Raw genomic sequence first — 26,047 nt, 5'->3', positions numbered from 1 at the left:
TCCGGCCTATGACGACCACTGAACTGTCCGGGCTCACGGGCCGGCGGCCCAACGGGTGCCAGCATGCTGAACGGTCTTCTCGACCAATGACGAACTGCGGCCTGGCCCAAAGGGGTGCCACCACAAACATATGATGACGGTTCAGATGGCTTCTGAATAGTTCACCGTCAGTCCAGCTCCGGCCTTGACAACTGTCTTGGCAAGTGGAATACGAGTTCTGCAGAACAAGCATAGAAGCACTTAAACATAAGCTCAACAGTAAAAGCGCAAGCTTTAACAAATAATAGCACCTCTTATATCGAAAACCTTATTCATTTAGCGGTAGAAATACCTACTATTGTACTCTTGCTATGCATAGGGTTATTATCCTCTTCTATACTTACTATTGTAATTTACCTTGCGCGGATCTTCTCACCTAGCCATCGGTCTCATCACGGGCGTTGCCATTGGCGGCCTCGTAACCGGCGTTAAATTCTCGCCGGCCGGTATTGCCCTCGCCGGCTTTTCGGCCCTGGCCCCTGACCTCGACCACCCCGAATCCCGCCTGAGCAAGCGGCTTGGTTTCGCTCAGAACTATGTGCGCTGGGCTTTTGTGATAGTGGCCGCCGGCCTCGCGCTCTACACCCATTTCATGGAGCCCCCCGGCCCCGACCGGCGCATGGGCTTCACGGCCGCGCTGGCGTTTGGGCTGCTGGGCGCGGCCATGCAAGGCGGCTCGGCACGTAAGCTGGCTTTGCTGTTCACCGGCCTATGCACTGTTATGGCGGGTCTCTATACCGGCTACGTCTGGCTGAGCATGCTGGGGTTGTTTGTGGCCGTTGCCCCGTTCACCTCCCACCGCTCCTGGACCCACACCATCTGGGCGGCTGGCCTCTGGACCTACATCGGGCATCTGGCCAACCAAAGTCTCGGCTGGCACGGCGTGGCGCTGTTTGCCGGTGGTGGCTACGTTTCCCACCTCCTCGCCGATACGCTCACCAAGGCTGGCGTCAAATGGTTTATGCCACTCACCGATACTTCACTGAAAATTCCGCTTATCCGTACTGGCTCCACTAGTGGCAATTTGCTGGAAGTAGGTATCTGCACCGGCTATGGTTTGCTGGTGCTTAGCCTTGTTATAGGCAAAATGAGTTTTTAATTTATAAGATGCTGTTCACTGGATCTTACCTTCAAAAAACTATATTCTTAGGTCGACCATAATAAGTGCGTCATTTTGCAACTATGTAGGTACCGTTGTTGTCATTTGTACGTAGCGCTAATTTTGTTGCACTGTACTAGTAACAGAAGTTAACTAGCTGCTGACTTCAACTGCTGCTGTAGTGCCATTTGCTTACTCAGCAATAGCGGCGGGTCGGTATTCAAGATTTGGGGATTATTTGTAGTAACCATATTACTCCAATAAATTCGCGCTCTAGCACAACCTATATGCTTGGCTAGCAAGGAGTTTTTTTTCCGGCACTGGTCCATTAATTTACCCTGTCCATCTATACTATGTAGAATATATTTTTTATAATATTACACTTGCTTCGAGTAGTGATGCTATAGTTCAGAGTTTATGACTAGCCATCTAATGGAACCCGTTCCGGGGCTACGTCTTCTTTTACGTTCATCTTCTCTTCACTCAATAGAAGCTCATTTTATCTTTCATTGACTCTCTTTCGCGCAGATTTTTAAATGATCTGTTCCTAACGAAGTGATACTCATTGCAAATAGCCTTGCTGACTACCAACCGAGTTCATAAGCTTCGTACCTTTGACCTGGTTTTGTAGAAATCCTGAATTTTATTGCACTTCATTACCCGCTCTTATATCTCCGCACCTCTTGCTTACCCTCAACCCTTTTTCACAGTATGAACCAGATAAATAGCCCTCTGATTCGGATCGGCGTCTTCTACGACGGCAATTATTTCCTGAAGATCAGTGATTACTACTACTTCCAGCATGACCGCAAGGCTCGTATTAGCTTGGAAGGACTACATGAGTTTATTCGCCATCAAGTAGCAGAAGAAGAAGACGTAGATCTTCGCTTAAGCCGAGTTATAGATGCTCATTTCTTCCGCGGCCGCCTCTCGGCCACCGAAGCCCGCGATAAAGATCGATTATTCCATGACCGTTTGCTCGACGATATCCTCATGAACATGGGTATCGCCACGCACTACATGCCCCTGAAGACGCGCGACGGCCGCCTGCAGGAAAAAGGCATCGACGTGTGGCTGTCGTTAGAAGCCTTAGAGCTGACCCTGCACAAGAGCTACGACGTAGTCGTGCTCATCGCCGGCGACTCCGATTATGCCCCCCTCATCAAGAAGCTCAACACCATCGGCACCCGCGTGATGCTGCTGAACTGGGACTTCAAATACGTTGACTTCAAAGGCGAAGCCCGCGTAACTCGCGCCTCGCAGCACCTGCTCGAGCAAGCCACTTACCCCGTGCAAATGCACGAAATCATCGACCAGGGTCTGGCCGACGGTGACGAGCTGATCGAGACCATGTTCGTGAATACGCCCGAGCCCGTGGCTTTCCCTGCTCCCGCCAAGCCTGTACGCCCTACCGGGCCCACGGCTGCTGGTCCGGTTGGCACCGTGGGCATCAGCACCATCAAGAACCTGAAGAACGGCTTCGGCTTTGTGGTTATGCCACCAAACAACCTGTTCTTTAGCTACGCCGACATGTCGGAGGGTGACTTCAACGAGCTGCGCGAAGGCGACTGGGTGGAGTTCACCGTTGGCCGCAACCACCGCGACGAAGATTGCGCCCGCAACGTGCGCAAAGTAGAGCCGCCGCAGATGGAAGAAGGCGACGAGTACGACGAAGAGCACAGCGAAACCCAGTCCGCTGACTCGTCGGATCGTCTCTAGTTTCCAGCTTCAGTTTTGCTTATGAAAAGCCGCCGGTGTCCCCGGCGGCTTTTTGCGTGTAATCAAGGAGATGATGGGAGAACAAGTGCTAGGCAAGGCAATCACAGGCTCGCTGCCTTCTTCAATCACCTAACTTCTGTCCCATCCTTTAAACTGTTACTTACCGCTCCTTCCTTCTCTCCTAATCACCTAGTCACCTAGTCACCTGTCACCTTCTTATTCCTCTGGGAAAAGCAGCAGGTGAAAATCTCGTTTATCGGCGGGGTAGCGGTTGAAGGTGCCCATACCACGGGCTACTACTAGGTCGTTGCGGGTGGGGCAGCTGATGAAGGCGCTACTCACGACCAAAGTTTTGCCGCTGTGTTCCACGGTGGCGCGAGCTACGAGGTGGTCGTGCAGATGCACAGGGTGCAGGTAGTTGATCTTGAACTCCACCGTCGAGACCAGCTCGCCGGCGGTGAAGGCCAGGGACAGGGCCGCCGCTCCTAGCGCCGCATCCATCAGGCCCGCCACCACTCCTCCGTGGCAAGTCCCCGGCGACGATAAATGCTCGTCCCGAACAGTCATGGTGTACACCACCTCTCCCGGCCGTGGCACCGTGAGGTCCATGCCATTGACGCGGCCGTAGTTATTGATCTGGTTGTAAATGGCTACCAACGTGGCCACATCAGGGAGTTGTTCCATAAAGCAAGAACGCGGAATCAAATCAATAAGGAAAACCGGCGCGTTGCACGGGCACGACTTGCGCCTACCCGCTCAGCAGACAGTTAAGTCGAAGGTAACGGCTAGTACTTGAACCGCGACCGACTTTCCTGGCAAAGAAGTATCTTCCGTTGCTTCCCTCCCGCTTATCTACACCCCATGTCTGCTCCGCCCCTCACCTTCTCGGAATTCTACCCTCGCTACCTACGCGAACATAGCCGCCGCGGCACCCGAATTCTACATTTCATCGGTACCACGCTTTTCCTGCTGGCCTTGGTGCTGGCAACGGTATGGCAGCGGCCAATCCTTGTTCTGGCTGGCGTAGTGGCGGCCTACGGGTTTGCTTGGATAGGCCACTTCTTTGTAGAGCACAACCGTCCCGCTACCTTTCAGCACCCTTGGCTCTCGTTGCTCGGCGACTTCCGGCTCTACTGGGACCTGTTTCGCGGCCGGGAGTCGTTTTGAGTTACGAGTTGTGAGTTGCCGGTTGCCAGTTATGAGTTGCCAATTTGATGCTTATCTAATAACTGGCAACCGGCAACTCACAACTCGTAACTGATCACCCGTCTAGCTGTTTGGTCATCAGGAAGTGGGGGATGCTGCCAAACAAGGTGTGCGATGGTGCTTCCAACACGTAGCCTTGCCGGGTATAAAACGGCACGGCGGCTTCGCGGGCGTGTAGTTTGATTTCGATATAGCCAAGGCGGCGCCCGGCTTCTTCCAGATACTGCAGTAGCTCACGCCCAATTCCGTGGCCTTGCCAAGCCGGCGCTACGGCCATAAAGCGCACCTGCCCTCGAGCCTGCTCCGCCGACTGTAGCATAGCCACGCCAATGGCCGTACCATCGGGGATGAGGCGGAGTGCGTGTACGGTTGCGGGGTCCTCGTCTTCGGGTACCCGCTCCGAGCCGGCAGGCTGCTGCCAGGGCTGACGCAATACCTCGTAACGCAGCTGGTAGTAAGCGGCCCACTCAGCGGGAGTGCGGGGGGAGCGAACTTTCATAAAAGGCGAAGCTAATGAAGCAGTAGTACCTCGTTTGGCTGGTATACGGTTGTAGAATTAGTAATACTCTTTGTAGGGAAGCTTGTTTCGCTTTTTTCAGAGTTGTGCGCGCACAATACTAGCTTACTTCACCGTCTCCATACGCGAAGCCCTAGCTTTGCACTGCAGGCTTACTGCTGGGGCCAGCAAATCATCTAGTTGCTTGCTCATCATATTCGTACACCAACTTCCTACCTTTGCCCCGCCCAAACCGGCGGGTCGGTTTGGCGTACAGCCTTCCAATTTTCCTTAACATTCCATTCCATGGCATCTTTTGATATCGTGAGCAAAGTAGACCCGCAGACCTTAGAAAATGCGGTGAACACAGCCAAGAAAGAACTCCAAACCCGCTACGACTTGCGTGATACCAAAGGCGGTATGGACCTCGACAAAAAGGCGAACACCATCCTGCTGAGCTCCGAAAACTCTATGCGCGTCAAGGCATTAGAAGATATTTTGCTGACTCGCATCGTGAAGCAAGGTATTGATGGCACGGCCCTCGACTTCACGGCCGAAGAACAGCCGAGCGGCAACCTGGTCAAGAAAACCATCAAGGTGCGGGCCGGGGTCGATAAGGAGGCGGGCCGCAAAATCGTTAAAGCCATCAAAGATGCCAAGCTGAAAGTGGAAGCCCAAATGCAGGACGACCAAGTGCGCGTGACGGCCAAGAAAATAGATGACCTGCAAGCCGTTATTGCGCTGCTACGCCGCACCGACATCGGCCAGCCCCTGCAGTTCGTGAACATGAAGAGCTAATTCTCAATTATGAATTCTGAATTATGAATTGTGAATTACGCGAATGGCCTTACAACCAATCCAGAATTCAGAATTCATGATTCATAATTAAAAAAACATGCATTTCGACTTTTCGGTATTCTCTAACCCGCAGACCTGGGTAAGCTTGCTCACGCTGACCTTCATGGAAATTGTGTTGGGAATCGACAACATCATCTTCATTTCCATTATCGTCAACCGGTTGCCGAGCGAGCGGCAGGCCCGGGGCCGGACCATCGGGCTACTGCTGGCGCTGCTCTTCCGTATTGGGCTGCTGCTGAGTATCTCCTGGATTGTGGGGCTGAAGTCGTCTCTCTTTACCCTCAACCTGCCGTGGCTGGAAGAGCCGTTCGGCGTCACGGGCCGCGACATAATTTTACTCGGCGGCGGCCTGTTTCTGATTGGCAAGAGCACCACCGAAATTCACACCAAGCTGCAGGGCGAGGAAGAAGACATGCATAACGAGGGCAAAAGCAACGTGTCGATGGGCAGCATCATCTTCCAAATCATCCTCATCGACATTGTCTTCAGCTTCGACTCTATTCTTACCGCCGTGGGCCTGGTCGATAACGTGCTGATTATGATTATGGCCGTTATCCTGTCGATGGGCGTGATGCTGGCTTTCTCAGGCTTGGTGGCTGATTTTGTGAACCGCAACCCCACCATCAAAATGCTGGCGCTCTCCTTCCTGATTATGATTGGGGTAATGCTCGTGATGGAGTCTTTCCACAAGGAAATCGAAAAGGGCTACATTTATTTCGCTATGGCTTTCTCGCTGGTGGTCGAGCTGCTCAACATGCGCTTGCGCAAGAAAGCACCGCCCATTCACTTGCGCGAATCGCAATACGACTAACCCCATATAGGCTTTAATTTCAACAGCAACGCCCACAACTTTTGTTGTGGGCGTTGCTGTTTTTGAGCTAAACTCCTAACTCAGCACCATCAGCAGCAGGATAACCCCGACGACAGCCGCGACAATGGTTACGTTCACGCGGGCTGCATCGGATAGATGCTTGAGTTGGGTGGCAGCGGCCAACAAGAGCAGCAATACGGTGAACCCAAGCAAGCTGCCAAAGGCGCTGTGCAAGGGTAAAGCCGTGCCGTCGGGCAAATACGCTTCGTGAATAAACTTGAAAAGCCAGGACGTCTGCACGCGGAAGCCCGACGTGTCGAGCGGAATTTCAGCGGCTGTGTTGAACTCTCCGTGCGAGGTGACAACCCAATTGTATAAACGACCGGTTCCGTCGCGAGAAGCGCCGATACTGACGAAATCGGTGGTAACATAGTGCCGCAAAACAAAAAAGTCGAACAGGATTAGTGCTGGTAGCACGGCCAACCACTTTCCCCAACGCCGGGCCGTGCGGGCATACGCCGGGAAGTTGAGTTTTTTGGGGGCATAACTACGGCGGCGCCAGATGGGCGGCGGGGGTGGTCGCCGGGGCGTCCGAGCGGCAGTGGGCGGCGGTGCCGACTGCAAGGGCCGAACCCGGTTTCGAATTTCTCGCAGCTGCGTGTCGTAGAAGTAGCGGCGAGAGGGCTCATTTAGCGCTTCATAGGCTTCGTTTACGGCCAGGAAACGCTGATGAGCCGCGGGGTCGGGGGTGCGGTCGGGGTGCGTGAGTAAGACCAAACGCCGATAAGCCCGACGAATATCGTCGGGAGTAGCTTGCTCGCTTATTCCTAACACGGCGTAGTAAGTTGTCATACTACGCTCAGTTTTACGACTGTTTCCACCTGGTCTTGCACCCGGCGCACCGCCAACTCCAGCAACCGACGGTTCAGTTCGGAGCGGTGCTCCCGATAGAAGGCTAGTTCAGCGCCGGTAAACAGTCCGCTTATCAGCCCTATCACTGTATAGCGCAGCTTCACGTTACGGGTCAGCAATTCGGTTAGCAGGCGCTGTTGGTCGGCAGCTGAAGCAGTTGCTAAGGGAACATGGTGGTCGCGCACAAAATCCGCTACTACGGCTAGCAGTAGCTCATTTTGCAGCTTAAGAACAGGTCGCAAAGTGTGGTGCAGAAAGTCGCCGGACGTGGCATCGCCACTGGCAGGCGCCGTAGCCACGGCTGGTCGTAAGGCCAGCAACGCCGCATCGGGTCGGGTAAAGGATAACATGTAAGGAGCAATAAATAGACGAGCTAGTACTCTAAGTACGAAAAAATCAGACCGGTTTGGATGTATTGTAAGACAACAAGAACAAATAAATTTTTTAAGAACTGCTAGTACTCTATGTAGAAGGTTTTTCAGCCTTCCAACCTCCTCATAAATTCTATTTAGTGAAGCCTCTCACGTGCTGATCCGGTAGCCTATCAACAATCATGCAGAGGTACGCCTAAGCATCTTACTTGCTGATGCCACCAAAATCAGCTGGCTCTAATCGACACCCGTTTGCTGAAGAATCTCGCGCCTAACCCGCGCCCATACCAGCTACGCCTCTCGTCCCATGGTCCAGCCGAGCTTACTCAGAAAATCCCACAGCACCACACCGGCTGCCACGCTCACGTTCAACGAGTGCTTGGTCCCAAACTGCGGAATTTCCACTGCCACGTTGCAGAAAGCCAGTACCTCATCTTCTACCCCGAACACTTCATTGCCCATCACCAGCGCGTAAGGCCGTGCCGGGTCCGGCTGAAAAGCGGGCAACAGCTGACTCCCCGTCGTTTGCTCAACGGCTACCAGCACGTAGCCCGCCGCCTTCAGTTGCTGGAGCGCCTCCAGGGTAGTAGCAGCGTACTCCCACACCACTGACTCCGTGGAACCCAGGGCCGTCTTGGTAATTTCACGCTGTGGGGGCCGACCCGTGATGCCGCAAAGCCATATTTTTTCAATGGCAAATGCATCAGCGGTGCGGAAGGCAGCCCCTACATTGTGCAGGCTGCGCACGTTGTCGAGCACTAGGGTGAGGGGGAATTTTCGTGTATTTTTGAAGTCTGCCACCGTCAGCCGGTTCAGCTCTTCCATCGATAGTTTGCGCATGCGTGCAAAGGTAGGAACGCGCCCGTAGGTGGCTGGTGTTGGCTACTCGAATCTTATAAAGGCAGCGCGAAGCTCCAGCTTCGCGCGCCGATGCTCGTCGCCACGGCAACGATACTCCGCACCGTCTGCTCAACGATGCGCGAAGCTGGAGCTTCGCGCTACATGCTGCCTCAGTGAAAACAAGTACCGCCGCCCCCGATAAGAAGCCTGTCCGCATGCACGGCTCGCTTGGCCCCGCTCCCGTGGCCGACACCCCGCTCATGAAGCAATACTACCAGCTCAAGCAGCAGCACCCAGGCGCGGTGCTCTTGTTCCGGGTTGGCGACTTCTACGAAACCTTCGGCGAGGATGCCGTAACGGCCTCCCGTATCCTGGACATTACGCTTACCAAGCGCGGGGCGGGTACTTCCTCAGAAGTAGCCCTAGCTGGCTTTCCGCATCACGCCCTCGACAACTACCTGCCCAAGCTGGTGCGCGCCGGGCAACGCGTAGCTATTTGCGACCAGCTCGAAGACCCCAAGCTAGCCAAAGGCCTCGTTAAGCGCGGCATCACCGAGTTGGTTACGCCCGGTCTTAGTCTGCACGACAACGTACTGGAACGCCGCTCCAACAACTACCTCTGCGCCATCCATTTCGGCAAGCAGGAAGCGGGCATCAGCTTCCTCGACATCAGCACCGGCGAGTTTTTGGTGGCGCAAGGCACAATCGACTACTTAGGCAAGCTGCTGCAAAATTTCCAGCCGGCCGAAGTGCTGTTCTGCAAGAAAAGCCGCCAGGAATTCGAAGCGCACTTTGGTCCCGACTATTGCCATTATGCCTTAGACGAGTGGGTTTTCGGCTTCGATTACGGCCACGAAACCCTTACGCGCCACTTCAACACCACTTCGCTGAAAGGCTACGGCATTGATTCCCTGCGCGAAGGCATTACGGCCGCCGGCTGCATTCTGCACTACCTCGCCGAAACCAAGCACACCGACGTCGGACACATCGGCAGCATTGGCCGTCTGGAGGAAGACAAGTACGTGTGGCTCGACCGGTTTACGGTGCGCAACCTGGAGCTGGTGCACGCCCAACACCCCGGCGGCGTGCCCCTCATCGACATTCTCGACCAAACCGTAACGCCCATGGGCGCCCGTCTGCTACGCAAGTGGGTGGTGTTGCCTCTCAAAGAGCCCGCCCAAATTCAGCGCCGCCTCGACACCGTAGAAGCCCTGCTCCAGACGCCCGAGCTGCTAGAAAGCCTGCTGCAACACCTGCGCCAGATCAACGATTTGGAGCGGCTGATATCGAAGGTGGCTGTGCGTCGCATCAATCCGCGGGAGCTGCTGCAATTAGCCCGCGCCCTCGAAGCTATTGCACCCATGCGCGAGCAATTGGCGGCTTCGGGCATCAGGGCCCTGCAAAAAATGGCCGATCAGCTTAATTCCTGTACGTCACTGCGCGAGGAAATTCAGTTGAAAATCCGATCCGACGCGCCGCTGCTCACCAACCAGGGCGGCGTACTCAACGATGGCGTGGACAAGGAGCTAGACGAGCTACGCGGCATTGCGTTTTCGGGCAAGGACTTCCTGTTCCAGCTGCAACAGAAGGCCGTGCAGGAAACCGGAATTTCCAGCCTGAAAGTGGCTTACAACAAAGTGTTCGGCTACTACCTCGAAGTCACCAACGCCCACAAAGACAAGGTACCTGCCTCCTGGATTCGGAAGCAGACGCTGGTGAATGCCGAGCGCTACATCACCGAGGAGTTGAAAGTGTACGAGGAAAAGATTCTGCACGCGGAGGATCGGCTGTTCGTCATCGAGCAGAACATCTACAACGACCTAGTGCTATCAGCCGCCGAGTACGTAACGCAGATTCAGCAAAATGCGCGCGCCATCGGCATCACTGACTGCCTGGCCTCGTTTGCTGCCACGGCCCGGCAGTACCGCTACGTGAAACCCACCGTCGATGATAGTACGCTGCTGGAAATTAAGGCGGGCCGGCACCCTGTAATTGAGCGGCAGCTGCCCCCTGGTGAGCAGTATATCCCCAATGACATTCACCTCGATCAGGAAAACCAGCAGATTGTTGTGATAACTGGCCCCAATATGGCCGGCAAATCTGCCCTGCTCCGCCAAACGGCCCTAATCGTGCTGCTAGCTCAAATCGGCTCCTTCGTGCCCGCCGACTCGGCCACCATCGGCATCATCGACAAGATTTTTACCCGCGTCGGTGCCTCCGATAACCTAAGCAAGGGCGAAAGCACCTTCATGGTGGAGATGACCGAAACGGCGAGCATCCTCAACAACCTGTCGGACCGCAGCCTGGTGCTAATGGACGAAATTGGGCGCGGCACCAGTACCTACGACGGCATCAGCATTGCATGGGCATTGGTCGAGCACTTGCACAACAACCCTAAGGCCCGCGCCAAAACGCTGTTTGCCACTCACTACCACGAGCTAAATCAGTTGGCCGAGGACTGCTCGCGCGTGCGCAACTACAACGTAGCCGTGCGCGAAGCCGACGGCCGCATTCTGTTCCTTCGCAAGCTCCAGGAAGGTGGTTCCGAGCACAGCTTCGGCATTCACGTGGCTCGTATGGCAGGTATGCCTACTTCGGTGGTACTACGCGCCAACGAAATCATGCACCACCTAGAGCAAGAGCGCGCTAGCGCCGGCCTCGACGCCAACGCTCCCACCGAATTCGATGAGGTCTTAAATGGCCTTGATGAACAGCTAGAAGGCAAGGTGTTACATCTTAATGCAACGGCTGGCTCAACAACCAGCCAGCGAGGCCCCGTGCCGCAGCCTACGGCGGCTGTTCACAATGCGCCGCGCCCGAGCTTACAGCTCAGCATGTTCGAGCCCGCCGATCCGGCCATGGAACGGGTGCGGGAACTACTTCAAGTGCTTGATGTAAATACCATGAGCCCTATCGAAGCCCTGTTAAAATTAAACGAGCTGAAGTTAGCGCTAGGCAGCAAGTAAACCCCAACCGTGCCGTCCGATAGTAGGGGCGGCACGGTTGAACTTGCCTAGTGAATTGATCATTATTGACCACACCGAGCAGGAATACACTGCTCGGTGTGCTAGTTTTTCGGAAAAATTTCTGCCTGAAAATCAGCAAAAAGCGCTCAAACCACAGGGGAAACCAGACATTTTTTGCCCCATACACTTGACAAGCAGATTTCCTGTAGTACCTTTGTCACACCAAATGCCACTACGGTGGCTGACTCAAGCGAGAGTAGCTCAGTTGGTAGAGCGCGACCTTGCCAAGGTCGAGGTCGCGAGTTCGAACCTCGTCTCCCGCTCCAAACGAAAATACCCTGCTAAACAGCAGGGTATTTTCGTTTATGCTTGCGCCACGCTAATTCAAAATAAAGAGCTTAAGGTACTCTACCATAAGTAATGCAGTAGTATTTTGGGGCCATGCAACGACTCGCTCCCCTAGTTCTCACGCCGTCCCAGGTGCAGGCGCTCGAACACAGCGCGGCGCACGCGCCGCATCCGCGCCAGCGCAAACGGGCCCAGGCCGTGCTGAGCCACCACCGGGGCCTGCGCCTGCAGCACTTGGCGGTGGCCTACGCAACCCGCCGCGATACGGTCCGCGCCTGGCTCACGCGCTTCGAGACGGGCGGCGTGGCCGCGCTGGCCGAAGGTGCCCGCTCGGGCCGCCCGCCCAAACGCAGTGCCAACGCCCAAAAAAAGTAGTGGCCTGGGGCGGGGCTGCCTGCCAACAGCTGCGCGAGCTGGTGCTCCGGATCGAGCACGAGCTGGGCGTACGGCTGCGGCCGGGGGCCGTGCGGCGGGTGCTGCACCGAGCGGGTTACAGCTGAAAACGGATGCGCCGCAGTCTGAAAGGCCAACGCAACGCGCCCGCCTTTGCCGCCGGCCAACAGCCGCTGGCCGACCCGCAGGCTGCCGAAGCCCGTGGCGACCTGGTGCTGTACTACGCCGATGAGGTCCGCTTCTCGCGCTCCGCCCCCGTGCCCTACGCCTGGCAAGTGCGGGGCCAGCCACCGGTCCTGCTCCCGGCCGAGCGCGGGCCCCATGGCGGGTACTCCGTGTGGGGCCTGTGGCGGCCGGGTGGCCCCCAGGGCCAGCATTTTCTGGGCTGGATGGCAGAAACGGCTTTTACGGCCGAGCTCGTCGTCGGGGCCCTGGACGAGTTCAGCCAGCAACTCAACGAGCCGACCATATTGGTGCTCGACAACGCCTCTGTACACCGGGCGGCGCTGGTGCAGGGCCGGCGCGAGACGGGGGCCGCACGGGGGCTGACGTTGCTGTTTTTGCCCCCTATTCGCCCGAACTCAACCGCATTGAAATCCTCTGGCGCTTTTGCAAGCACTATTGGCTCACGCCCGCTGCCTACGCATCCGCCTATACGCATCAGCCTATACGCTGCGCCAACAGGTCGCCGAGCTGATTCGCAGTATCGGCACCGAACACTACACGATTACTTTTGCATGAGTACTTAGTAGCAGATGAGCAATTTCGACTAATCGTAGCCGAGTGTTTGTCGATAGCTACGGTTACAAAACGGCTAGGACTAGTCCTAGCAGGCGGCACTGGCTTCAGATATGAGTCACTTCACCGGCAGCGGCTGGAATGTGGGAGAGCGTGATCAAAGCTTCGGCTGAGCACTTTCTTAGGATAATATTTTAGTTGAAAACTCTAGTTACACTTCCTCACACCGGTTGCGTAATCGTGTAATAAGTGAAGGGTTAAAAGAAAGAAGTTGTGAGAGTTGTGGGAATAACTTGCGGCTTGAATGCCCCATTCCACTAGAACTTCACCGCATAAATGGAATAAATAACGATCATAGAATTGAGAATTTACAGTTATTGTGCCCAAATTGCCACGCTTAAACTCTCAATTACCGAGGTAAAAATCAAGTAAGAGCCGGAGTGGTGGAACAGGTAGACACGAGGGACTTAAAATCCCTTGCCGAATAGGCGTACGGGTTCGATTCCCGTCTCTGGTACTAAAAGGCTTTCTACATAGCGTAGAAAGTCTTTTTGCTTTTATAGAATTACAACAGACTCTTCTTTTGAGCAACTGCTACTGGTAAAGTCTGTGTAAAAAGCCTCGGGACTCTTTGCATAGGGAGCTATTCGTCTACTTAGAACACCGTTCGGCGTGCGCTGCCTCCCAACCTAGCAAAGCCTGCTTGCGGGCGGTGCCCCAACGGTAGCCGCCTGGGCCGCCGTGCTGCTGAATAACCCGATGACAGGGAATAAGGTAGCCAATAGCGTTGGCACCTACGGCTCCCCCTACTGCTTGTCCGGCTCTAGGCTGTCCGATAGCGGCGGCTACATCCTGATAGGCAACCATAGCTCCGGCTGGAATGCGCAACAAGGCTTCCCACACTTTGATCTGAAAATTAGTCCCTCTCAGCAATAAGTTGAATGGCTTGCTGGTATCAGAAACGTGAAGGAATAGTTGCGCTGCTACAGGTTCGGTTTTAGTGGGGTTAGGTAGCAGCGTTGCACCAGGCCATGGTGCTTGCAACTGCATTAGCGCAATTTCCCGCTCACTTACCTCTTGGATAAGACCACAGATGCCTCTCTCAGTGAGGCTAATCAGACACTCGCCGAAAGGTGTGGCATGGAAGCCATAGACAATCTGCATGCCAGCGGCTTGGTCCTTGTATTCCGCCGGAGTCATAGCTTCGTACGTGACAAACAAGTCGTGCAGGCGGCTAGCTCCGGACAAACCTGCTTGGTAGGTAGCATCCAACACGTTTCCAGACTTGGCTAGTACTTGCTTGGCGTATTCTTTGGTTAGAAAACGCATAAACCGCTGCGGACTGGTAGCAGCCCACTTACTGAACAGCCGATTGAAATGGAACGGGCTTAGATGGACATGCGCCGCAATAGCCTCCAGAGTTGGTTGTTGGGTGTAGTGCGCCGCAATAAATGCTATGGCCCGCTCCACTCGGATGTAATCTAAATCAGCTTGCGAATGAGGAACAGGAGTCATAAGTCGGTTTGGTAGAGTATTACCAAAAGTACCTTCCGCAGTGTTGGGCCTCAATCCGAATCTTGCTGGATTTGATAAGTCTACGACTACAAATTCTACTAGCCAACTCTTGTTTCTACTTATTTTTCACTCCAAAACTAGTGCTTCAATAAACTGTGTAACAACTAATTTACGTATCGACAAGAAATGAAAATAGCCAGCGGACTGCACGAAACTCATGCTTTATGACTATAACATTATGCGTGCAAGTATGGTATCTACGCTAGTGTTGCCACTTAGCCAGAAGCAGTTGGTAGGATGAAGAAGGACAAGCAGAAGTTGCTACGACCTCAACGGCTTTGGTGAAAGCAGATTCTGCTTGCCCAACAGCAAGCAGCACCTTTGCACTCGAACAAGTAGGAAGCCTGCAACAGCTTTTCAATGAATGCCGAGTAAGTATGACTACTTCATCAAATAAACAACGCTTATATTTCGCTAGATAAGCTATAAGTTTCAGCATTTTTTCACATTGTCTATACTTATGTCCAACCCAGGGGCACTTACTTGTTTGGTCATTGATGATGACACCATGAACCGGCTTACGCTGGAGCATTATATAGGCTTGACAGAGTCTTTGCAGCTGGTAGCCTCTCTTAACGATGGGGCACAGGGTCTGAATTTTTTTCGGGCCGGCAACAAGGTGGACTTGCTTTTTCTGGATGTCGAAATGCCGAACCTCAGTGGTTTAGAACTTCTGCGGGTCCTCACCGACCCACCCGAAGTTATTCTGGCCACTTCGTACGAGCATTTTGCCGTCGATGCGTTTGCGCTGCGGGTAACCGACTACCTGGTTAAGCCTTTCGATTATGCTCGGTTCAGCCAAGCGGTGCAGCGGGTATTAGAACGGCGACCTACCTCAATGATTCAGCCTGTTGCCTCGCCGGCCCCAGTGTCTTCCGACTTGTTTGTGAAGGTCAACAACCGAATGGTGCGCCTCAACTTCGATGAAGTCCTCTATATTGAAGCGCTGTCCGACTACGTCACCATCGTGACGCTACGCCAGAAGCACATTGTATATACCACGCTCAAATCGTTTGCGGCGCGGCTATCCTTTGATAATTTCGTACGAGTACACCGCTCCTATATCCTCAACATGAAACATGTAGAGTCGATTGAGGACAATACGGCCCGGCTGGCAGGTGGCCACCAAATACCCATTGGCGTTTCGTATCAAGAAGCTTTTTTCAAAAACCTGAACCGTTTTTAAGCAATTATAAGGCACAACCCTACTTTCTCAGTGAACACCATCTTACGAGGTACCTTTTACCTAACCCACGGCTAGTTGCAAAGCGGCGCATACTCGCTCCAACAACTCACTAAGGCGGCGGGCAGCTACTTGGCGCGTATCCGGTGAGGCCTGCTGTTCTTCCAGAATGTGCAGGTCGTCGAAGGCGGCGGATACTTGAAACAATTTCAAGGAAGATTTCAGCTTGTGCGCCAATGTGATTAAGGCGAGCCAGTCTTTGGCCGCCGCAGCGTCGGTTAAGTCAGCAGCTACCACTGGTATTTCGGTAAGAAACACGTTAATCATGCGGCGCATGAATTCCTGGTTGCCGTGGGCGTTTTTTTCTAGTTGAGTTAAATCGAAAAGCGGAGCGGCCGAGGGAGCCTTATCAACTAATGCGGGCATTGCTACCAGGGGCGCGGGCATCGAAATGGAATTTTCAACAGGAAAAAGCTGAGCGACTAACTTGTGGTAGAGGTCGGCTTCTTCGAATGGCTTGGTGAGGCAGTCGTTCATACCAGCCTGCAAATACTGCTCCCGGTCTGTGCGGAAAGCGTTGGCGGTCAGCGCAATAATTGGAATATCAGCCCGCGCCGGGTCCGGGCTCAGCCGAATAGCTTCGGTTACTTCGATGCCACTCATGCCGGGCATCTGAATATCCATCAATATCACGTCGTAATCACGGGTCTGGAACAGAGCCAAGGCATCGGGACCGTTCACCGCACTGTCAACGGCGATACCCCAGTTTTTAAGAATGAGAGTGGTGAGTTGGCGATTAGTAGCGCTGTCTTCGGCGAGCAGCACCCGGGTACCCCGCAGGCGGTTGTAGTCAGGCGGAGTGGGCACCGGCGGCGCCTGCTGAATAGGGGCTTTCGGTAACGTAAGTGTAAAGGCAAACCACGTACCCTGCCCCGGCGTGCTAGATAATTCTAGTTCGCCTCCTAGCTGCTGCACCAGGCTTCGGCTTATGGTCAGGCCAAGCCCGGTACCTCCGAAGCGGCGGGAAGTATCGGCATAGGCCTGCGTGAAGTTCTCGAAAATCTGCTGCTGCTTGTCGGCCGGAATCCCAATGCCCGTGTCGCGCACCCAGAACCGAATGGTAACGGCCGTGGACGTTTCGCGGAGTAAATCGCTGCCAAGCGTGACGCTGCCTTGCTCGGTGAACTTAATGGCATTGCTTAGCAAATTAAGCAACACCTGGTTGAGCCGATATGGGTCGCTGAGCACCACAGGCTCCGTTAAGCTCAGGGGTTGAATATCGAAAATCAGATTTTTTTCGGCTGCCCGGTACGCCAAGGTTTGAGCTGCTGTGCGAATAGATTTGCTGAGGTCGAACGGGATATGTTCGAGCTCCAGCTTGCCTGCCGATATTTTAGCCATATCCAGTACATCGTTGAGTACGGCCAATAGGTTGCGGCCCGAGGCCAGAATTGTATCTAAATATTGCCGTTGTTGCGCATCAAGTGGCGTTTTGGCTAACTGGCTGGCCATACCAAGTACGCCGTTCATGGGCGTACGAATTTCGTGGCTCATATTGGCCAAGAAATTTTCTTTGGCCCGCGCGTTTGCTTCGGCTTCGCGCTTGGCTCTGCGCAACTCTCGTTCAGCCACTACCCGCTCGGTAATTACTTGTCCGTAAGCTACCACGTACGGCTCTTTTCCTGGATCATCCACTTTGAAATTATTGAAAAGAATGTAGTGCTGTTCGTCGTGCTGATTGACAAGTTTCATCACCTCTTGGCTATGCTTGCTGACTTTAATTTCGCTTAAGTAGTGCTGCACGCCTGCCCGCAGTTCAGGTGGCACGGCCTGCGTGAGGTGACACCCCACAATGGCGGCAGCCGGCAAACCCATTAGTTCTTCTATGGCCGGATTAACTGATAACAGTCGCCCTTGTAAGTCGTGGGTGCCAATAAGCGCTTGGGTATGGGCCAGCAAGTCGCGATACTGCGCTGTGCTGCGCTCCAGCGTCTGGCGAGCTTCCTTTATTTCTGTGATATCGGTGCCAATAGTGAGTACGTGCACGGTGCCATCGGGCTGCGGTAACGGCAGCTTGCTGATTTGAAACCAAAGCACGCTCTCATCAGCTAGGGTGCAGGAGCTTTCCCGTGAAACAGGCTGCTGGTGCTGCAAAACCTCCCGGTACGCCGCCTCCCATTGGTGCAGTTCAACTGCTTCAGTTAGGTTAAGCTGCTGCGGCGTCCTGACGTGGTGACTACGTGCTGCCAACTCGTTGAAAGCGCGATTGCGGAAGATCAACTGGCCCTGCGCATCACGCACGTAAACAACTTGCGGGCTGGCATCCGTAATCTGTTGGATGAGCGTTTGACGCTCGTCGGTCATTGCTTTGTTGTGGAGGCTGCGCACCTCTGCCGCAAGCTGCTCGGTGATGTCGAGGCCGTAGCCGAGCATAAGCGGCGGCTCGCCAGCAGGCCGAGCCATTGGCTTGAAATAGCGCCGGTGACTGCGCGGCCCTTCCGGATAAGGCGTGACATCTTCCCAGGTAACCGAATGCTGCTCCCGCAAAGCCTCATCGAACACACGGCGGCGCTGCTCGGCCAGCTCAACTGGAAAATGGTAGCGCTGGCAATAATCTAATATAGTGTGGCCAAGCAGCCAAGTGCGGGCTTCCTCGTCGGGTACGGCCTGCGGGTTGGCATACACGTATCGAAAATGCTGATCCAGCACCACTACTTCAACGGGCAGCTCTTGAAGAATATCGGCGTAAAAATCGCGTTGAGCACGCAGTTGCTGTTCCCGTTGCCGAGTAGCTGCTAACTCCCGCTTCAACTCCTCCACTTGCCCCTCAGCAGCAGGCTGCCCTGGTTGTCCGGCAGTGAAGAGTGGAATAGAGGAAGCAGATGGTTTCATAAAGAAGCGCAGCACAGTTTTTACAACTTCACTAAGGTAACGCCCCTACAGCGGCATCCCAGAGAGGCTGGCTGAACTATGCGACGTAGCCGCCAAGCAGCCCCCCTTACTCGGTCAGTACAACTGCCTTCTGCGCACGCCGCCGCTTTATCAATTCCTATTACTAAGGATAAGTACAATTACGATTGCTTGACTCCAATAGTACGTCTTACTTCTACTTACTGCTTAAGCAACTCATTCGGCGTGGTGTACCAGCGCAGTAAAGGCACCAGCACCGCAACAGGCAATGGCGAAACAACAAAGTCGATGAGGCGACGACCAAGTCGGTAGGCCCACAGTGCGTCGCCGGCCAGTTTTCCTCCTATCAGCAGCAAGGTGCAAGCTCCAAACACTGCTGCATACAGTAGCAAGGCGCGGCGCATGCGCCGCCCACCCCGAGGCAGTAGTAAACGCAGTAACAGCAAGCAAACGCTGGTATACAGCACACCATACGTAAGCATGGTAGGCAAACTGCGTCGGGTTACTTGGCCGTTCACGCCGCGCTGCAAAGCAGCTAATTGCTCGGTTAAGTTCAGGCTACTGAGCAGCTTGTGCCAGCCCGCATCTAGCACATCAAATACCACCCAATCATACGTACCTAAATAAAAAAGCACGAGTACTAAGCCAACTACCGCGGCCGCTCGCACCAAGCCATTTACAATTCGCAGGCGATTTAAACCCGCAGGGCGCGGTGTTGCTAGTTCAGGCATGCTCCATTTCGCTTTGCGACCTAACCGTGGTAGCAGGCAGAGCCAAGCGCCGCGCCCACAGCATCCAGAGCAAGAATATACAACCGTACACTACAAATGTAAACGTGTAGTGGTGGTTGAAATCTACTGTTTTATAGGAATACAAGTGGTTGATAGCTAGTGCGGCTACGCGTATTACATTCAAAGCATAAATAGATAGAATGCCGACAGGTATAAACCAGAGTTTGTGTCGCACCGGCCCAGGATAAGCAAGCACGAAACCCATAAACAATACGTAGAGCACCAGTCCGTTGCAATAATCGCCAACATACACCGCCTGCTGCTTCCCCATCATCACTAGGGTAGAACGCTCAGGGTCAAGGCTAGCAGGAAAGCCAAGAATACGCAACAGGCCAACCGAGGCAGCCGCTATGTTTTGAGAAAGAAACGAGTTGAGCCGACCATCCGGCAGTACCCAGTATTCATAAGTGAAAAACCAGATCAAGTAAAGAACAACTGCCAGCACCAGAAAGCGCCGCAAAGAACGGGCAGGAGGCAAAGCAGTGGCAGTGGTCGTAGTCATACTAGTTGAAATGATTTTTCAGTGCGCTTCAATGCGTAGCCCTAAGATAACATCTACATCGTACAGACGTAGCTGATTTGCTTGGGACAGATGAATTTAGAAGTAAACAAGCTACGGGTTTATCCTCACCTTGGACTTTCTTGCCGTAGGTTGTAGCTGTTAATCAAAGACGCCTGATTTTTTACCTTTATTGCCACTCTCCTCTTCATTTGCCGCGTATGCTTTCGTCCGAAACAACCTCTCTCCCCGACTATCAGCAAAAAATTAAACAGGTATTTGCCGAGGTAGGAAAGGTAGTAGTGGGCCAGCATTACATGGTAGGCCGCTTGCTGATTGGCTTATTTACGGGCGGCCACATCTTGCTGGAGGGAGTTCCGGGACTGGCCAAGACTCTTACTATCAGCACCTTATCGAAGGTCCTACACCTTAACTTTCAGCGGGTGCAGTTCACTCCCGACTTGCTGCCTTCCGACTTGGTAGGCACGATGATTTACAATCAGAATCAGTCGGTGTTTGAAGTGAAGAAAGGCCCCATCTTTTCCAACCTTGTACTGGCCGATGAAATCAACCGCTCGCCGGCTAAAGTACAGAGCGCTTTGCTGGAAGCCATGCAGGAAAAGCAAGTGACAATCGGCGAAACTACTTACCCGCTCGATCTGCCCTTTTTGGTGCTCGCCACCCAGAATCCAGTCGAGCAAGAAGGAACCTATCCTTTGCCCGAAGCGCAGGTCGACCGGTTTATGATGAAGGTTTTTGTGGATTATCTGAAAAAAACCGACGAGCTGGAAGTGATGCGGCGCATGGCCAACATGAGCTACGTGGGCGAAGTCAATCCAATTCTAACCAAAGAAGACATCTTTGGCATCCGGCAGCAAATCAATCAGGTTCAAATTTCCGAGACGCTCGAGAAGTACATCATCGAGCTGGTATTCGCCACTCGCAAACCCACCGACTACGACCTACCTCAGTTCCAGCAGTATGTGCAGTTTGGGGTAAGTCCACGAGCTAGTATTGCGCTACACCGGGCGGCCAAAGCTGTTGCGTATTTTGACGAGCGTGACTATGTGCTGCCCGAGGACATAAAAGACGTCGCAGCCGACGTGCTAAACCACCGCATCCTGCTCACCTACGAAGCCGAAGCCGATGGGATTCGCACCCAAGACCTTATTGAAGCTATTCTTGGCAAGGTGCCTATCAGTTGATTACAGCATTCTGAAAGCGGCTAGCGCGTGGCCGCCGTGACAAAAACTGATGAGCAGGTACTTGCTGGCGCAGGAACAGCCGGTAATGTACCACGCGTGAGGGGCAGCTGAAAGCTCTGCGGGGGCAGAAGCATGCTGTTGGTGGGTCTTTTTTTAACAGTGCGCGTAACGCCAGTATAGCTGGTCATGCGCCCCACAATCAGCAACAGAAACAAAGTAGCCGTCAGCAGCCACAGCCCTGATGATTCGGGCCGACTAGGTGCAACAACACGTGAGGGTAAGGGCAAGCTGGTAGGAGACTGTATCAGGACGGCCATAAAGGATACACTATCTAAACCCGCAAAGCGGGGTAATTAGTAAGTTGAATTGACAGCACTTCCAACAAATTCGAGTTTGTTCCTCCCTAGACAGCACAACCATAAAAAAGGCTGCCACCCACTGTCATTTATTTTCTGAGGGAATACTCATCCGGTCTTCAACTTCTCTGTTAATCGCCCATCTGTTCGCGCGCACTAGGCTCTTTTCCTAGAAATCGGGTTGGGCGGCTACACGGGCCCGACGTGACCCAAACACGTGCTGCCAGTGCTTGGCAAGGTTATTTTGAATCCGCCGCAGTCCTCGCCCCCGCTCCGCCAACCGGTGGGTAGGCACCCGATATTCAGGGCGCCGCTCCCGCAGCCCCTCTCCTTTCGAGCTTAATTCAGTTATTCCAACTGCTTTATTACCAATGGGCGGCACGGCAGCTACGGCCATATCAAGTGCTTGCGAATCGGTCACGGGTGCAGTTTGTACTACAATTGGCAATTCTGCTGGCACTGCGTTATAAATAGGCGAGGGCAACAACTCTTCAGTTGCAGATGCCAAGTTTAAAGGCAAAACGGTGGCGGGTGTAATCGTGTTAGCAGAGGCTATCAGCTCGGGGTGAGAAACAGGGTGAGAATCAGTTTTCCGGCTTTTGCCTTTATCCAAGGCAGGCATTTGTGCTGGCCTACTCGTTGACTTACTAACCTGGCTGCTACCCAAATTAGGTGCATAGCCGAACGCTAGCGCGGCCGTTGAGGACCGAGGTATTATATAAGCAGTTTCCCCTCTTGCAAGCACTTGCGTTTGCAGGCTAGCTGTTCGGGTCTTGGCGGCAGCTTCGGTAGTTGGCTGCGGGGCAGGGCTGAGTACCGCAGGGCGGGGCAGTAACCACCCGACTGCTACTCCCACCAAGCCTACGATGGGAAGCACTAGCAAGAGCGGCACTGGCCGAGGGGCGCCCGGCAGTGCCGACAAATGGCCTTCTATTCCAGCCCAAACGTGGTTGGAAGGCGGCAGGTCGAAATCACTGAACGTGTCGCGCAGCGACTGGTCCAAACGGTCATCTTCAGTTTCCTGAATCATAGTCGGATGTAGTTATTCTGCCGGTGGTAGAGTTGCAGCAAGTGTTTGCGGGCTTTACTGAGTTGAGCTTTGGACGTGCTTTCTTGAATGTTGAGCAGTTCGCTGATTTCGCGGTGAGAATAGCCATCGACAGCATATAAAAGCAACACCAGGCGGCAGCCGTCGGGTAGTTGCTCCATCAGGGCCAGCACCTCTGCCACGTTTAATTGGTCGAGAGCCGAAGCATCAGCAGCTGGCGGATCGGCTATGTCGTCGAGCGAGGCGCCTTGCGTTTGGCGGCGCATACGGCCACTTTGCCAATGGTTGATAGCCGTGGTCACAACAATTCGCCGTATCCAGCCTTCGAGCGTGCCTTCTGCTCGAAACTCGCTTAAATAAGTAAAAACCTTCACGAAGGCATCCTGCAAAATGTCTTCAGCTTCCGGCAAGGTGCGTGCGTACCGACGAGCTACTCCGAGCATGCGGCCAGCATAACGAGCGTACAACGCCCGCTGAGCGGCTGGTTCGCGGCGGGAGCAGCGGGCAAGCAGGGCGTCGAGGTCGGAAGAAGCCGGCATGCAGGATTTTTTCGCTCCCATAATCGTGGCAGGGAATACCAGGCAGACAAGCTGGCGCTGAAAAAGGCTGCCGACTTACCCAAGATTATTTTCGATTTCGGTTTGCTGCTGCCAACGCTTTACTGGCTGCAGGTTTCAAGGAATAAAGCTCCTCGACGAAAGCAGCCAAATCTTTGGCTTTAAAATAGTTGCCAGCGTTTTATTTTCCAAAAAGCAACTCCCGTTGGCTGCTGTTTCAAAGCAAAAAAGCCGCCTCCAAACAGGAAGCGGCTTTTCTTAAAATTGGTAAGAGTTTAGTTCTGCTTAACAAACTTGCTTACGCTACGACCTTCTGGCGTTGTTACTTCCATGTGGTAAAGGCCAGCAGCCAGATTCGCTACGTTGATTACGGCAGCACCATTGGTGGCAGTACCCTGCAACACCGACCGACCTAGCTGGTCGAGTACCCGGTAGCTTGCGTTGCGGCTAGGCACTTTCAAATTCACTTCAGCGCGAGCCGGGTTTGGGTACAAGCTGATTTCCACGGCTGTTGCGCTTTTTGCCGACAAAGGCGGATTTGGGTTGAGGCGCGACAAACTGCTAGCGGGAATGTTGCCTCTGAGGTTGTTTGGGCCGCCATACCGGATGTTCATTATTCTGTCGCCGCCATGGTCGAAGTAGGCCACCGTTATAGCATGTTTACCCGCTTTCAACCCAATGGTGCCAGTTTTCTCGTCTAAGCCGTGCGCACCGTTGTTGTCGACAACCAGTTGCGAGCCGATATAGATTTGGGAACCGTCGTCAGAAGCGCTTAGGAACTGATACAGACCGTCGGTAGGAACGTCGATGAACCCTTGGAAGCGCAGGGCAAAGTCGTTGCGCCGCAAGGTGGGAGCGAAACTGATTTCAGAGGCAACACCTGAACGGGTAGGGGTTAGCGCAGCGAAGTTAGGTAAGGTGTTGAAGGTCCCTTCGTAGTAGCCATACTCCAAGCCGGAAAGAGTGTGGGCGGGGTTTTCAGGGTTGCGCAGCACTACTTGAGGAGCGCAGTTGGTTACCTTCAGCGAAGCCCAGTTACCAGCTGGCCACATAACTTTGGCCCAGTCCGCAATGTCATTGAGCAGGGCACAATCAACGCCCGCCCGCCGCATCTGCGGAATCATATACCATACTTTGTCGGCGGAGTTGCCAGCACCAGCCGGTGGAATAACCGGCACGTAGTTGGTAGGCGAAGCTTCGAAGGGGTCGAAGCCACGTGCATACCGAGAGGCAGGATACGAACGGCTCTTTGTGAACCAGGCGCGCAGGTAGGCCTCCAGAATATTTTTCTTCATGGCAGGCGTTACATGCTCCCAAAGATTCTCCTGAATATCTTCTATGAGGACGCTTGGCGCATGGTTACGCATCAGGTTCCAGCCTTCAAAAGGATTGTCCGGACCATGTCCATTATCTGCTTGCTGAGCGGCTTTTACTACAATCAGCAGCATGCGGGACAGTTCCGAAACACGGTCGTTGCTTGCCATGCTCAGGTCCTTAACCAGACCGTACAAGTAGCCCCAGTCCACTGGATAAAAACCGTTGCCCCGGCGGTTGCCGCTGGTTAGCACCATTTGCGTGTGATACCACACGTTGGAAGCGTACACATTGTTTACCGCCTTGTTATTGTGCGACAAATCGTTGCGGCCAAACGGAATATTCAAGCGCTGCGGCGACGTTTCGAATACGTGACGCAACAAACCAGGCCACGTGCGGGCTTCGCTCTTGCTGCCATATAGTGCAGGACCCATGCCTTCCAGGTTGAACTCCTGCATCAATTCCCAAAACTTAACCGTCTGCCACAGGGCCGTTGAATACACTTTTATTGCGTGCTCCCGATTCCAGTTTGTACCGTTGGCTACGCGCGGCATTAGGAACATGTTCCGCTCATGCTGCCAGTTGGCCATGTCAACTTGCATACCGGGCATGTACGCTTCTGCTAACCGGTAAGGCTGGTTTCCGGAGGCCAAGCTCTGGCGCAGATTCATGGTGGTGTTGCCGCTACCCTGCCCGTTGTACATCTTGTACAGGTTGGAGTTGGTGAAGTCGGTGCCCCAGGCATCTTTAGGATGCACGATAGGCAACCAGTGTTTCCAGTCCAGAAACTGCATTGCTACTGGAATTTCCCGGATGTTGAGCGTAGCAGTGGTTGCTACAGCAGCCTCGTTCACTCCGTTCGGGAAAATGTAGGGCAGTGTCTCGGCATCGGAGTCGAGCACGGCATCAATGCCAGCACCCGCTGACCATTCTACTAGTGGCCGGGAGTCTTGGCCGGGGCCAGGCTGGTAGGGAGGATTCCAGGGCCGAGCGGTAGCCGGCGCCGGCGCCGTGAGGCTGCGAATATAAGAAGCAATTTGCTCGGCTTGCGTTACGCTTAGGCCGTGGTACTTAGCCCGCTCAATAATAGAACGGTTAGAATAGTTGAAGTACTTTAGGTCCCGTCCATCCTGGGCGTGGCAGTCGCTGCACTTGGCTTGCAGTACGCGGGCGTTAGGCAAGTAAGACTCGTTAAGGGAAGCGTTTCTCCAAAGCTGCTCGCCAGTGCTAATATCGGAGGGGCTGGAACGAGGAGCCTGCCAAGTAGCAGGGTTTTCGTCGGCAAAGGAACTAGCAGGCATCAGACGCGTTCCGGCAGCATTCAAGAAGTTCAGTTTAATGATACGATAACCAATGGTTACGCCATCTGACTGATTGAAGCGGAAGCTAATCTGGTTGGAACCATTGAGCACGGTACCAGCTGGCAGCGCCAGTTTAAGCTTGATTGTGTTGTGCCCACCGCCGATACCGCCGTAGCTCTTGCTTGGCTCTGCAACGTCGCAGGTGGTGTTATTGAGATTAATCCAAGCGTTGTTGTTGATGCGGACGCTGGCTTTATCATCATATGAGAGGTTGTTGGCTTGCAACCACAGGTTAGTGGCTGTGCTGCCTGATGGTACTGTTACACTTACAGTCTGGATGACGCCTTGCGCACCTAGAACTTCGATTGGGAGAGTCAGAGTCTGAGCTCGAGTGACAACAGCGAGAACCAATAAACACGCCGTCAGCAATAGTTTTTTCTGAGTGTCCGCTGCAGCGCAAAATTTGCTGTAGCACCGAGTACGTAAGTGGATAAAAACTTGCATACAAAAGT

23 protein-coding genes and 2 tRNA genes are annotated in these 26,047 nt (G+C 53.9%); 12 read left to right on the top strand and 13 right to left on the bottom strand.

Annotated features, from left to right (window positions below):
* The first annotated feature begins 397 nt into the window (after window positions 1-397).
* Together VF639_RS19375 and VF639_RS19370 are read left to right on the top strand one after the other, a co-directional pair.
* Complete coding sequence (locus tag VF639_RS19375) at window positions 398-1,138, top strand: metal-dependent hydrolase (protein WP_331147589.1); 741 nt, start codon at window positions 398-400, stop codon at window positions 1,136-1,138.
* A gap of 711 nt (window positions 1,139-1,849) precedes the next feature.
* Complete coding sequence (locus VF639_RS19370) at window positions 1,850-2,857, top strand: NYN domain-containing protein (RefSeq protein WP_331147588.1); 1,008 nt, start codon at window positions 1,850-1,852, stop codon at window positions 2,855-2,857.
* A 216-nt stretch (window positions 2,858-3,073) separates the two neighbouring features.
* On the opposite strand, the gene VF639_RS19365 is transcribed toward VF639_RS19370, so the two are convergent.
* Complete coding sequence (locus VF639_RS19365; RefSeq protein WP_331147587.1) at window positions 3,074-3,541, bottom strand: PaaI family thioesterase; 468 nt, start codon at window positions 3,539-3,541, stop codon at window positions 3,074-3,076.
* Window positions 3,542-3,718: 177 nt separating this feature from the next.
* On the opposite strand from VF639_RS19365, the gene VF639_RS19360 reads away from it, so the two are divergent.
* Complete coding sequence (locus VF639_RS19360; RefSeq protein WP_331147586.1) at window positions 3,719-4,024, top strand: Mpo1-like protein; 306 nt, start codon at window positions 3,719-3,721, stop codon at window positions 4,022-4,024.
* 94 nt (window positions 4,025-4,118) lie between these two features.
* Here the strand turns inward: VF639_RS19360 and VF639_RS19355 are convergent, their stop codons facing one another.
* Window positions 4,119-4,562 (bottom strand): GNAT family N-acetyltransferase, encoded by a 444-nt coding sequence (locus VF639_RS19355; protein WP_331147585.1) that lies wholly within the window; start codon window positions 4,560-4,562, stop codon window positions 4,119-4,121.
* Between the two features lie 303 nt (window positions 4,563-4,865).
* On the opposite strand from VF639_RS19355, the gene VF639_RS19350 reads away from it, so the two are divergent.
* Window positions 4,866-5,357: a YajQ family cyclic di-GMP-binding protein gene (locus VF639_RS19350; protein ID WP_331147584.1), complete on the top strand. Its 492-nt coding sequence runs from the start codon at window positions 4,866-4,868 to the stop codon at window positions 5,355-5,357.
* Between the two features lie 97 nt (window positions 5,358-5,454).
* Window positions 5,455-6,228, top strand: a complete 774-nt coding sequence (locus VF639_RS19345) for a TerC family protein (RefSeq protein WP_331147583.1) — start codon at window positions 5,455-5,457, stop codon at window positions 6,226-6,228.
* Between the two features lie 75 nt (window positions 6,229-6,303).
* Here VF639_RS19345 and VF639_RS19340 read toward each other — a convergent pair whose 3' ends face one another.
* The 3 genes from VF639_RS19340 to VF639_RS19330 form a co-directional block, all read right to left on the bottom strand.
* The gene (locus tag VF639_RS19340; RefSeq protein ID WP_331147582.1) at window positions 6,304-7,080 is read right to left on the bottom strand and encodes a J domain-containing protein; all 777 of its coding nucleotides are present in this window, start codon (window positions 7,078-7,080) and stop codon (window positions 6,304-6,306) included.
* Complete coding sequence (locus VF639_RS19335; protein ID WP_331147581.1) at window positions 7,077-7,490, bottom strand: hypothetical protein; 414 nt, start codon at window positions 7,488-7,490, stop codon at window positions 7,077-7,079. Before VF639_RS19335 ends, VF639_RS19340 begins: the two co-directional genes overlap by 4 nt.
* 312 nt (window positions 7,491-7,802) lie before the next feature.
* Window positions 7,803-8,351, bottom strand: coding sequence for an RNA methyltransferase (locus tag VF639_RS19330; protein ID WP_331147580.1), 549 nt, complete (start codon window positions 8,349-8,351; stop codon window positions 7,803-7,805).
* Between the two features lie 215 nt (window positions 8,352-8,566).
* Here VF639_RS19330 and mutS point away from each other — a divergent pair, with 215 nt between their 5' ends.
* The 5 genes from mutS (at window position 8,567) to VF639_RS19305 (ending at window position 13,313) form a co-directional block, all read left to right on the top strand.
* Window positions 8,567-11,317: a DNA mismatch repair protein MutS gene (gene mutS / locus VF639_RS19325; protein WP_331147590.1), complete on the top strand. Its 2,751-nt coding sequence runs from the start codon at window positions 8,567-8,569 to the stop codon at window positions 11,315-11,317.
* Between the two features lie 250 nt (window positions 11,318-11,567).
* Window positions 11,568-11,643, top strand: a tRNA-Gly gene (locus tag VF639_RS19320).
* Window positions 11,644-11,758: 115 nt separating this feature from the next.
* The gene (locus VF639_RS19315; protein ID WP_331147579.1) at window positions 11,759-12,040 is read left to right on the top strand and encodes a helix-turn-helix domain-containing protein; all 282 of its coding nucleotides are present in this window, start codon (window positions 11,759-11,761) and stop codon (window positions 12,038-12,040) included.
* A 131-nt stretch (window positions 12,041-12,171) separates the two neighbouring features.
* The gene (locus VF639_RS19310) at window positions 12,172-12,807 is read left to right on the top strand and encodes a transposase (RefSeq protein WP_331147578.1); all 636 of its coding nucleotides are present in this window, start codon (window positions 12,172-12,174) and stop codon (window positions 12,805-12,807) included.
* Window positions 12,808-13,230: 423 nt separating this feature from the next.
* Window positions 13,231-13,313 (top strand) — tRNA-Leu (locus VF639_RS19305).
* Between the two features lie 134 nt (window positions 13,314-13,447).
* On the opposite strand, the gene VF639_RS19300 is transcribed toward VF639_RS19305, so the two are convergent.
* The gene (locus VF639_RS19300) at window positions 13,448-14,311 is read right to left on the bottom strand and encodes a bifunctional transcriptional activator/DNA repair enzyme AdaA (protein WP_331147577.1); all 864 of its coding nucleotides are present in this window, start codon (window positions 14,309-14,311) and stop codon (window positions 13,448-13,450) included.
* A 520-nt stretch (window positions 14,312-14,831) separates the two neighbouring features.
* Here VF639_RS19300 and VF639_RS19295 point away from each other — a divergent pair.
* Window positions 14,832-15,557, top strand: a complete 726-nt coding sequence (locus VF639_RS19295) for a LytR/AlgR family response regulator transcription factor (RefSeq protein ID WP_331147576.1) — start codon at window positions 14,832-14,834, stop codon at window positions 15,555-15,557.
* Window positions 15,558-15,617: 60 nt separating this feature from the next.
* Here the strand turns inward: VF639_RS19295 and VF639_RS19290 are convergent, their stop codons facing one another.
* The 3 genes from VF639_RS19290 to xrtX all read right to left on the bottom strand — a co-directional run bounded on the left by VF639_RS19290 (window position 15,618) and on the right by xrtX (window position 19,757).
* Window positions 15,618-18,446 (bottom strand): PAS domain-containing protein, encoded by a 2,829-nt coding sequence (locus tag VF639_RS19290; protein WP_331147575.1) that lies wholly within the window; start codon window positions 18,444-18,446, stop codon window positions 15,618-15,620.
* A 218-nt stretch (window positions 18,447-18,664) separates the two neighbouring features.
* A complete protein-coding gene (locus VF639_RS19285; RefSeq protein WP_331147574.1) occupies window positions 18,665-19,195 on the bottom strand; it encodes an XrtX-associated membrane protein in 531 nt (176 codons plus the stop codon).
* Window positions 19,188-19,757: an exosortase X gene (xrtX, locus tag VF639_RS19280; protein ID WP_331147573.1), complete on the bottom strand. Its 570-nt coding sequence runs from the start codon at window positions 19,755-19,757 to the stop codon at window positions 19,188-19,190. The genes VF639_RS19285 and xrtX overlap by 8 nt, the downstream gene beginning before the upstream one ends.
* A gap of 218 nt (window positions 19,758-19,975) precedes the next feature.
* On the opposite strand from xrtX, the gene VF639_RS19275 reads away from it, so the two are divergent.
* Entirely contained in the window at window positions 19,976-20,959 is a 984-nt protein-coding gene (locus VF639_RS19275) for an AAA family ATPase (protein ID WP_331147572.1), read from the top strand.
* Between the two features lie 20 nt (window positions 20,960-20,979).
* On the opposite strand, the gene VF639_RS19270 is transcribed toward VF639_RS19275, so the two are convergent.
* From VF639_RS19270 to VF639_RS19255, 4 genes are all read right to left on the bottom strand, one after another.
* The gene (locus VF639_RS19270) at window positions 20,980-21,246 is read right to left on the bottom strand and encodes a hypothetical protein (RefSeq protein ID WP_331147571.1); all 267 of its coding nucleotides are present in this window, start codon (window positions 21,244-21,246) and stop codon (window positions 20,980-20,982) included.
* A gap of 238 nt (window positions 21,247-21,484) precedes the next feature.
* Window positions 21,485-22,345, bottom strand: coding sequence for a hypothetical protein (locus VF639_RS19265; RefSeq protein WP_331147570.1), 861 nt, complete (start codon window positions 22,343-22,345; stop codon window positions 21,485-21,487).
* Window positions 22,342-22,902: an RNA polymerase sigma factor gene (locus tag VF639_RS19260; RefSeq protein WP_331147569.1), complete on the bottom strand. Its 561-nt coding sequence runs from the start codon at window positions 22,900-22,902 to the stop codon at window positions 22,342-22,344. Before VF639_RS19260 ends, VF639_RS19265 begins: the two co-directional genes overlap by 4 nt.
* A gap of 293 nt (window positions 22,903-23,195) precedes the next feature.
* Complete coding sequence (locus VF639_RS19255; RefSeq protein ID WP_331147568.1) at window positions 23,196-25,820, bottom strand: PA14 domain-containing protein; 2,625 nt, start codon at window positions 25,818-25,820, stop codon at window positions 23,196-23,198.
* Between the last annotated feature and the right edge of the window lie 227 nt (window positions 25,821-26,047).

The organism is Hymenobacter sp. (assembly GCF_036387835.1).
Lineage (GTDB): Bacteria > Bacteroidota > Bacteroidia > Cytophagales > Hymenobacteraceae > Hymenobacter.
The sequence above is the reverse complement of the archived record's forward strand: the minus strand, read 5'-3'. Positions and strand labels throughout refer to the sequence as shown.

Coding starts and splice junctions, on each gene's coding strand:
- VF639_RS19370 (WP_331147588.1), top strand. CDS start 1,850: ATGAACCAGATAAATAGCCCTCTGATTCGGATCGGCGTCTTCTACGAC.
- VF639_RS19365 (WP_331147587.1), bottom strand. CDS start 3,541: ATGGAACAACTCCCTGATGTGGCCACGTTGGTAGCCATTTACAACCAG.
- VF639_RS19360 (WP_331147586.1), top strand. CDS start 3,719: ATGTCTGCTCCGCCCCTCACCTTCTCGGAATTCTACCCTCGCTACCTA.
- VF639_RS19355 (WP_331147585.1), bottom strand. CDS start 4,562: ATGAAAGTTCGCTCCCCCCGCACTCCCGCTGAGTGGGCCGCTTACTAC.
- VF639_RS19350 (WP_331147584.1), top strand. CDS start 4,866: ATGGCATCTTTTGATATCGTGAGCAAAGTAGACCCGCAGACCTTAGAA.
- VF639_RS19345 (WP_331147583.1), top strand. CDS start 5,455: ATGCATTTCGACTTTTCGGTATTCTCTAACCCGCAGACCTGGGTAAGC.
- VF639_RS19340 (WP_331147582.1), bottom strand. CDS start 7,080: ATGACAACTTACTACGCCGTGTTAGGAATAAGCGAGCAAGCTACTCCC.
- VF639_RS19335 (WP_331147581.1), bottom strand. CDS start 7,490: ATGTTATCCTTTACCCGACCCGATGCGGCGTTGCTGGCCTTACGACCA.
- VF639_RS19330 (WP_331147580.1), bottom strand. CDS start 8,351: ATGCGCAAACTATCGATGGAAGAGCTGAACCGGCTGACGGTGGCAGAC.
- mutS (WP_331147590.1), top strand. CDS start 8,567: ATGCACGGCTCGCTTGGCCCCGCTCCCGTGGCCGACACCCCGCTCATG.
- VF639_RS19315 (WP_331147579.1), top strand. CDS start 11,759: ATGCAACGACTCGCTCCCCTAGTTCTCACGCCGTCCCAGGTGCAGGCG.
- VF639_RS19310 (WP_331147578.1), top strand. CDS start 12,172: ATGCGCCGCAGTCTGAAAGGCCAACGCAACGCGCCCGCCTTTGCCGCC.
- VF639_RS19300 (WP_331147577.1), bottom strand. CDS start 14,311: ATGACTCCTGTTCCTCATTCGCAAGCTGATTTAGATTACATCCGAGTG.
- VF639_RS19295 (WP_331147576.1), top strand. CDS start 14,832: ATGTCCAACCCAGGGGCACTTACTTGTTTGGTCATTGATGATGACACC.
- VF639_RS19290 (WP_331147575.1), bottom strand. CDS start 18,446: ATGAAACCATCTGCTTCCTCTATTCCACTCTTCACTGCCGGACAACCA.
- VF639_RS19285 (WP_331147574.1), bottom strand. CDS start 19,195: ATGCCTGAACTAGCAACACCGCGCCCTGCGGGTTTAAATCGCCTGCGA.
- xrtX (WP_331147573.1), bottom strand. CDS start 19,757: ATGACTACGACCACTGCCACTGCTTTGCCTCCTGCCCGTTCTTTGCGG.
- VF639_RS19275 (WP_331147572.1), top strand. CDS start 19,976: ATGCTTTCGTCCGAAACAACCTCTCTCCCCGACTATCAGCAAAAAATT.
- VF639_RS19265 (WP_331147570.1), bottom strand. CDS start 22,345: ATGATTCAGGAAACTGAAGATGACCGTTTGGACCAGTCGCTGCGCGAC.
- VF639_RS19260 (WP_331147569.1), bottom strand. CDS start 22,902: ATGCCGGCTTCTTCCGACCTCGACGCCCTGCTTGCCCGCTGCTCCCGC.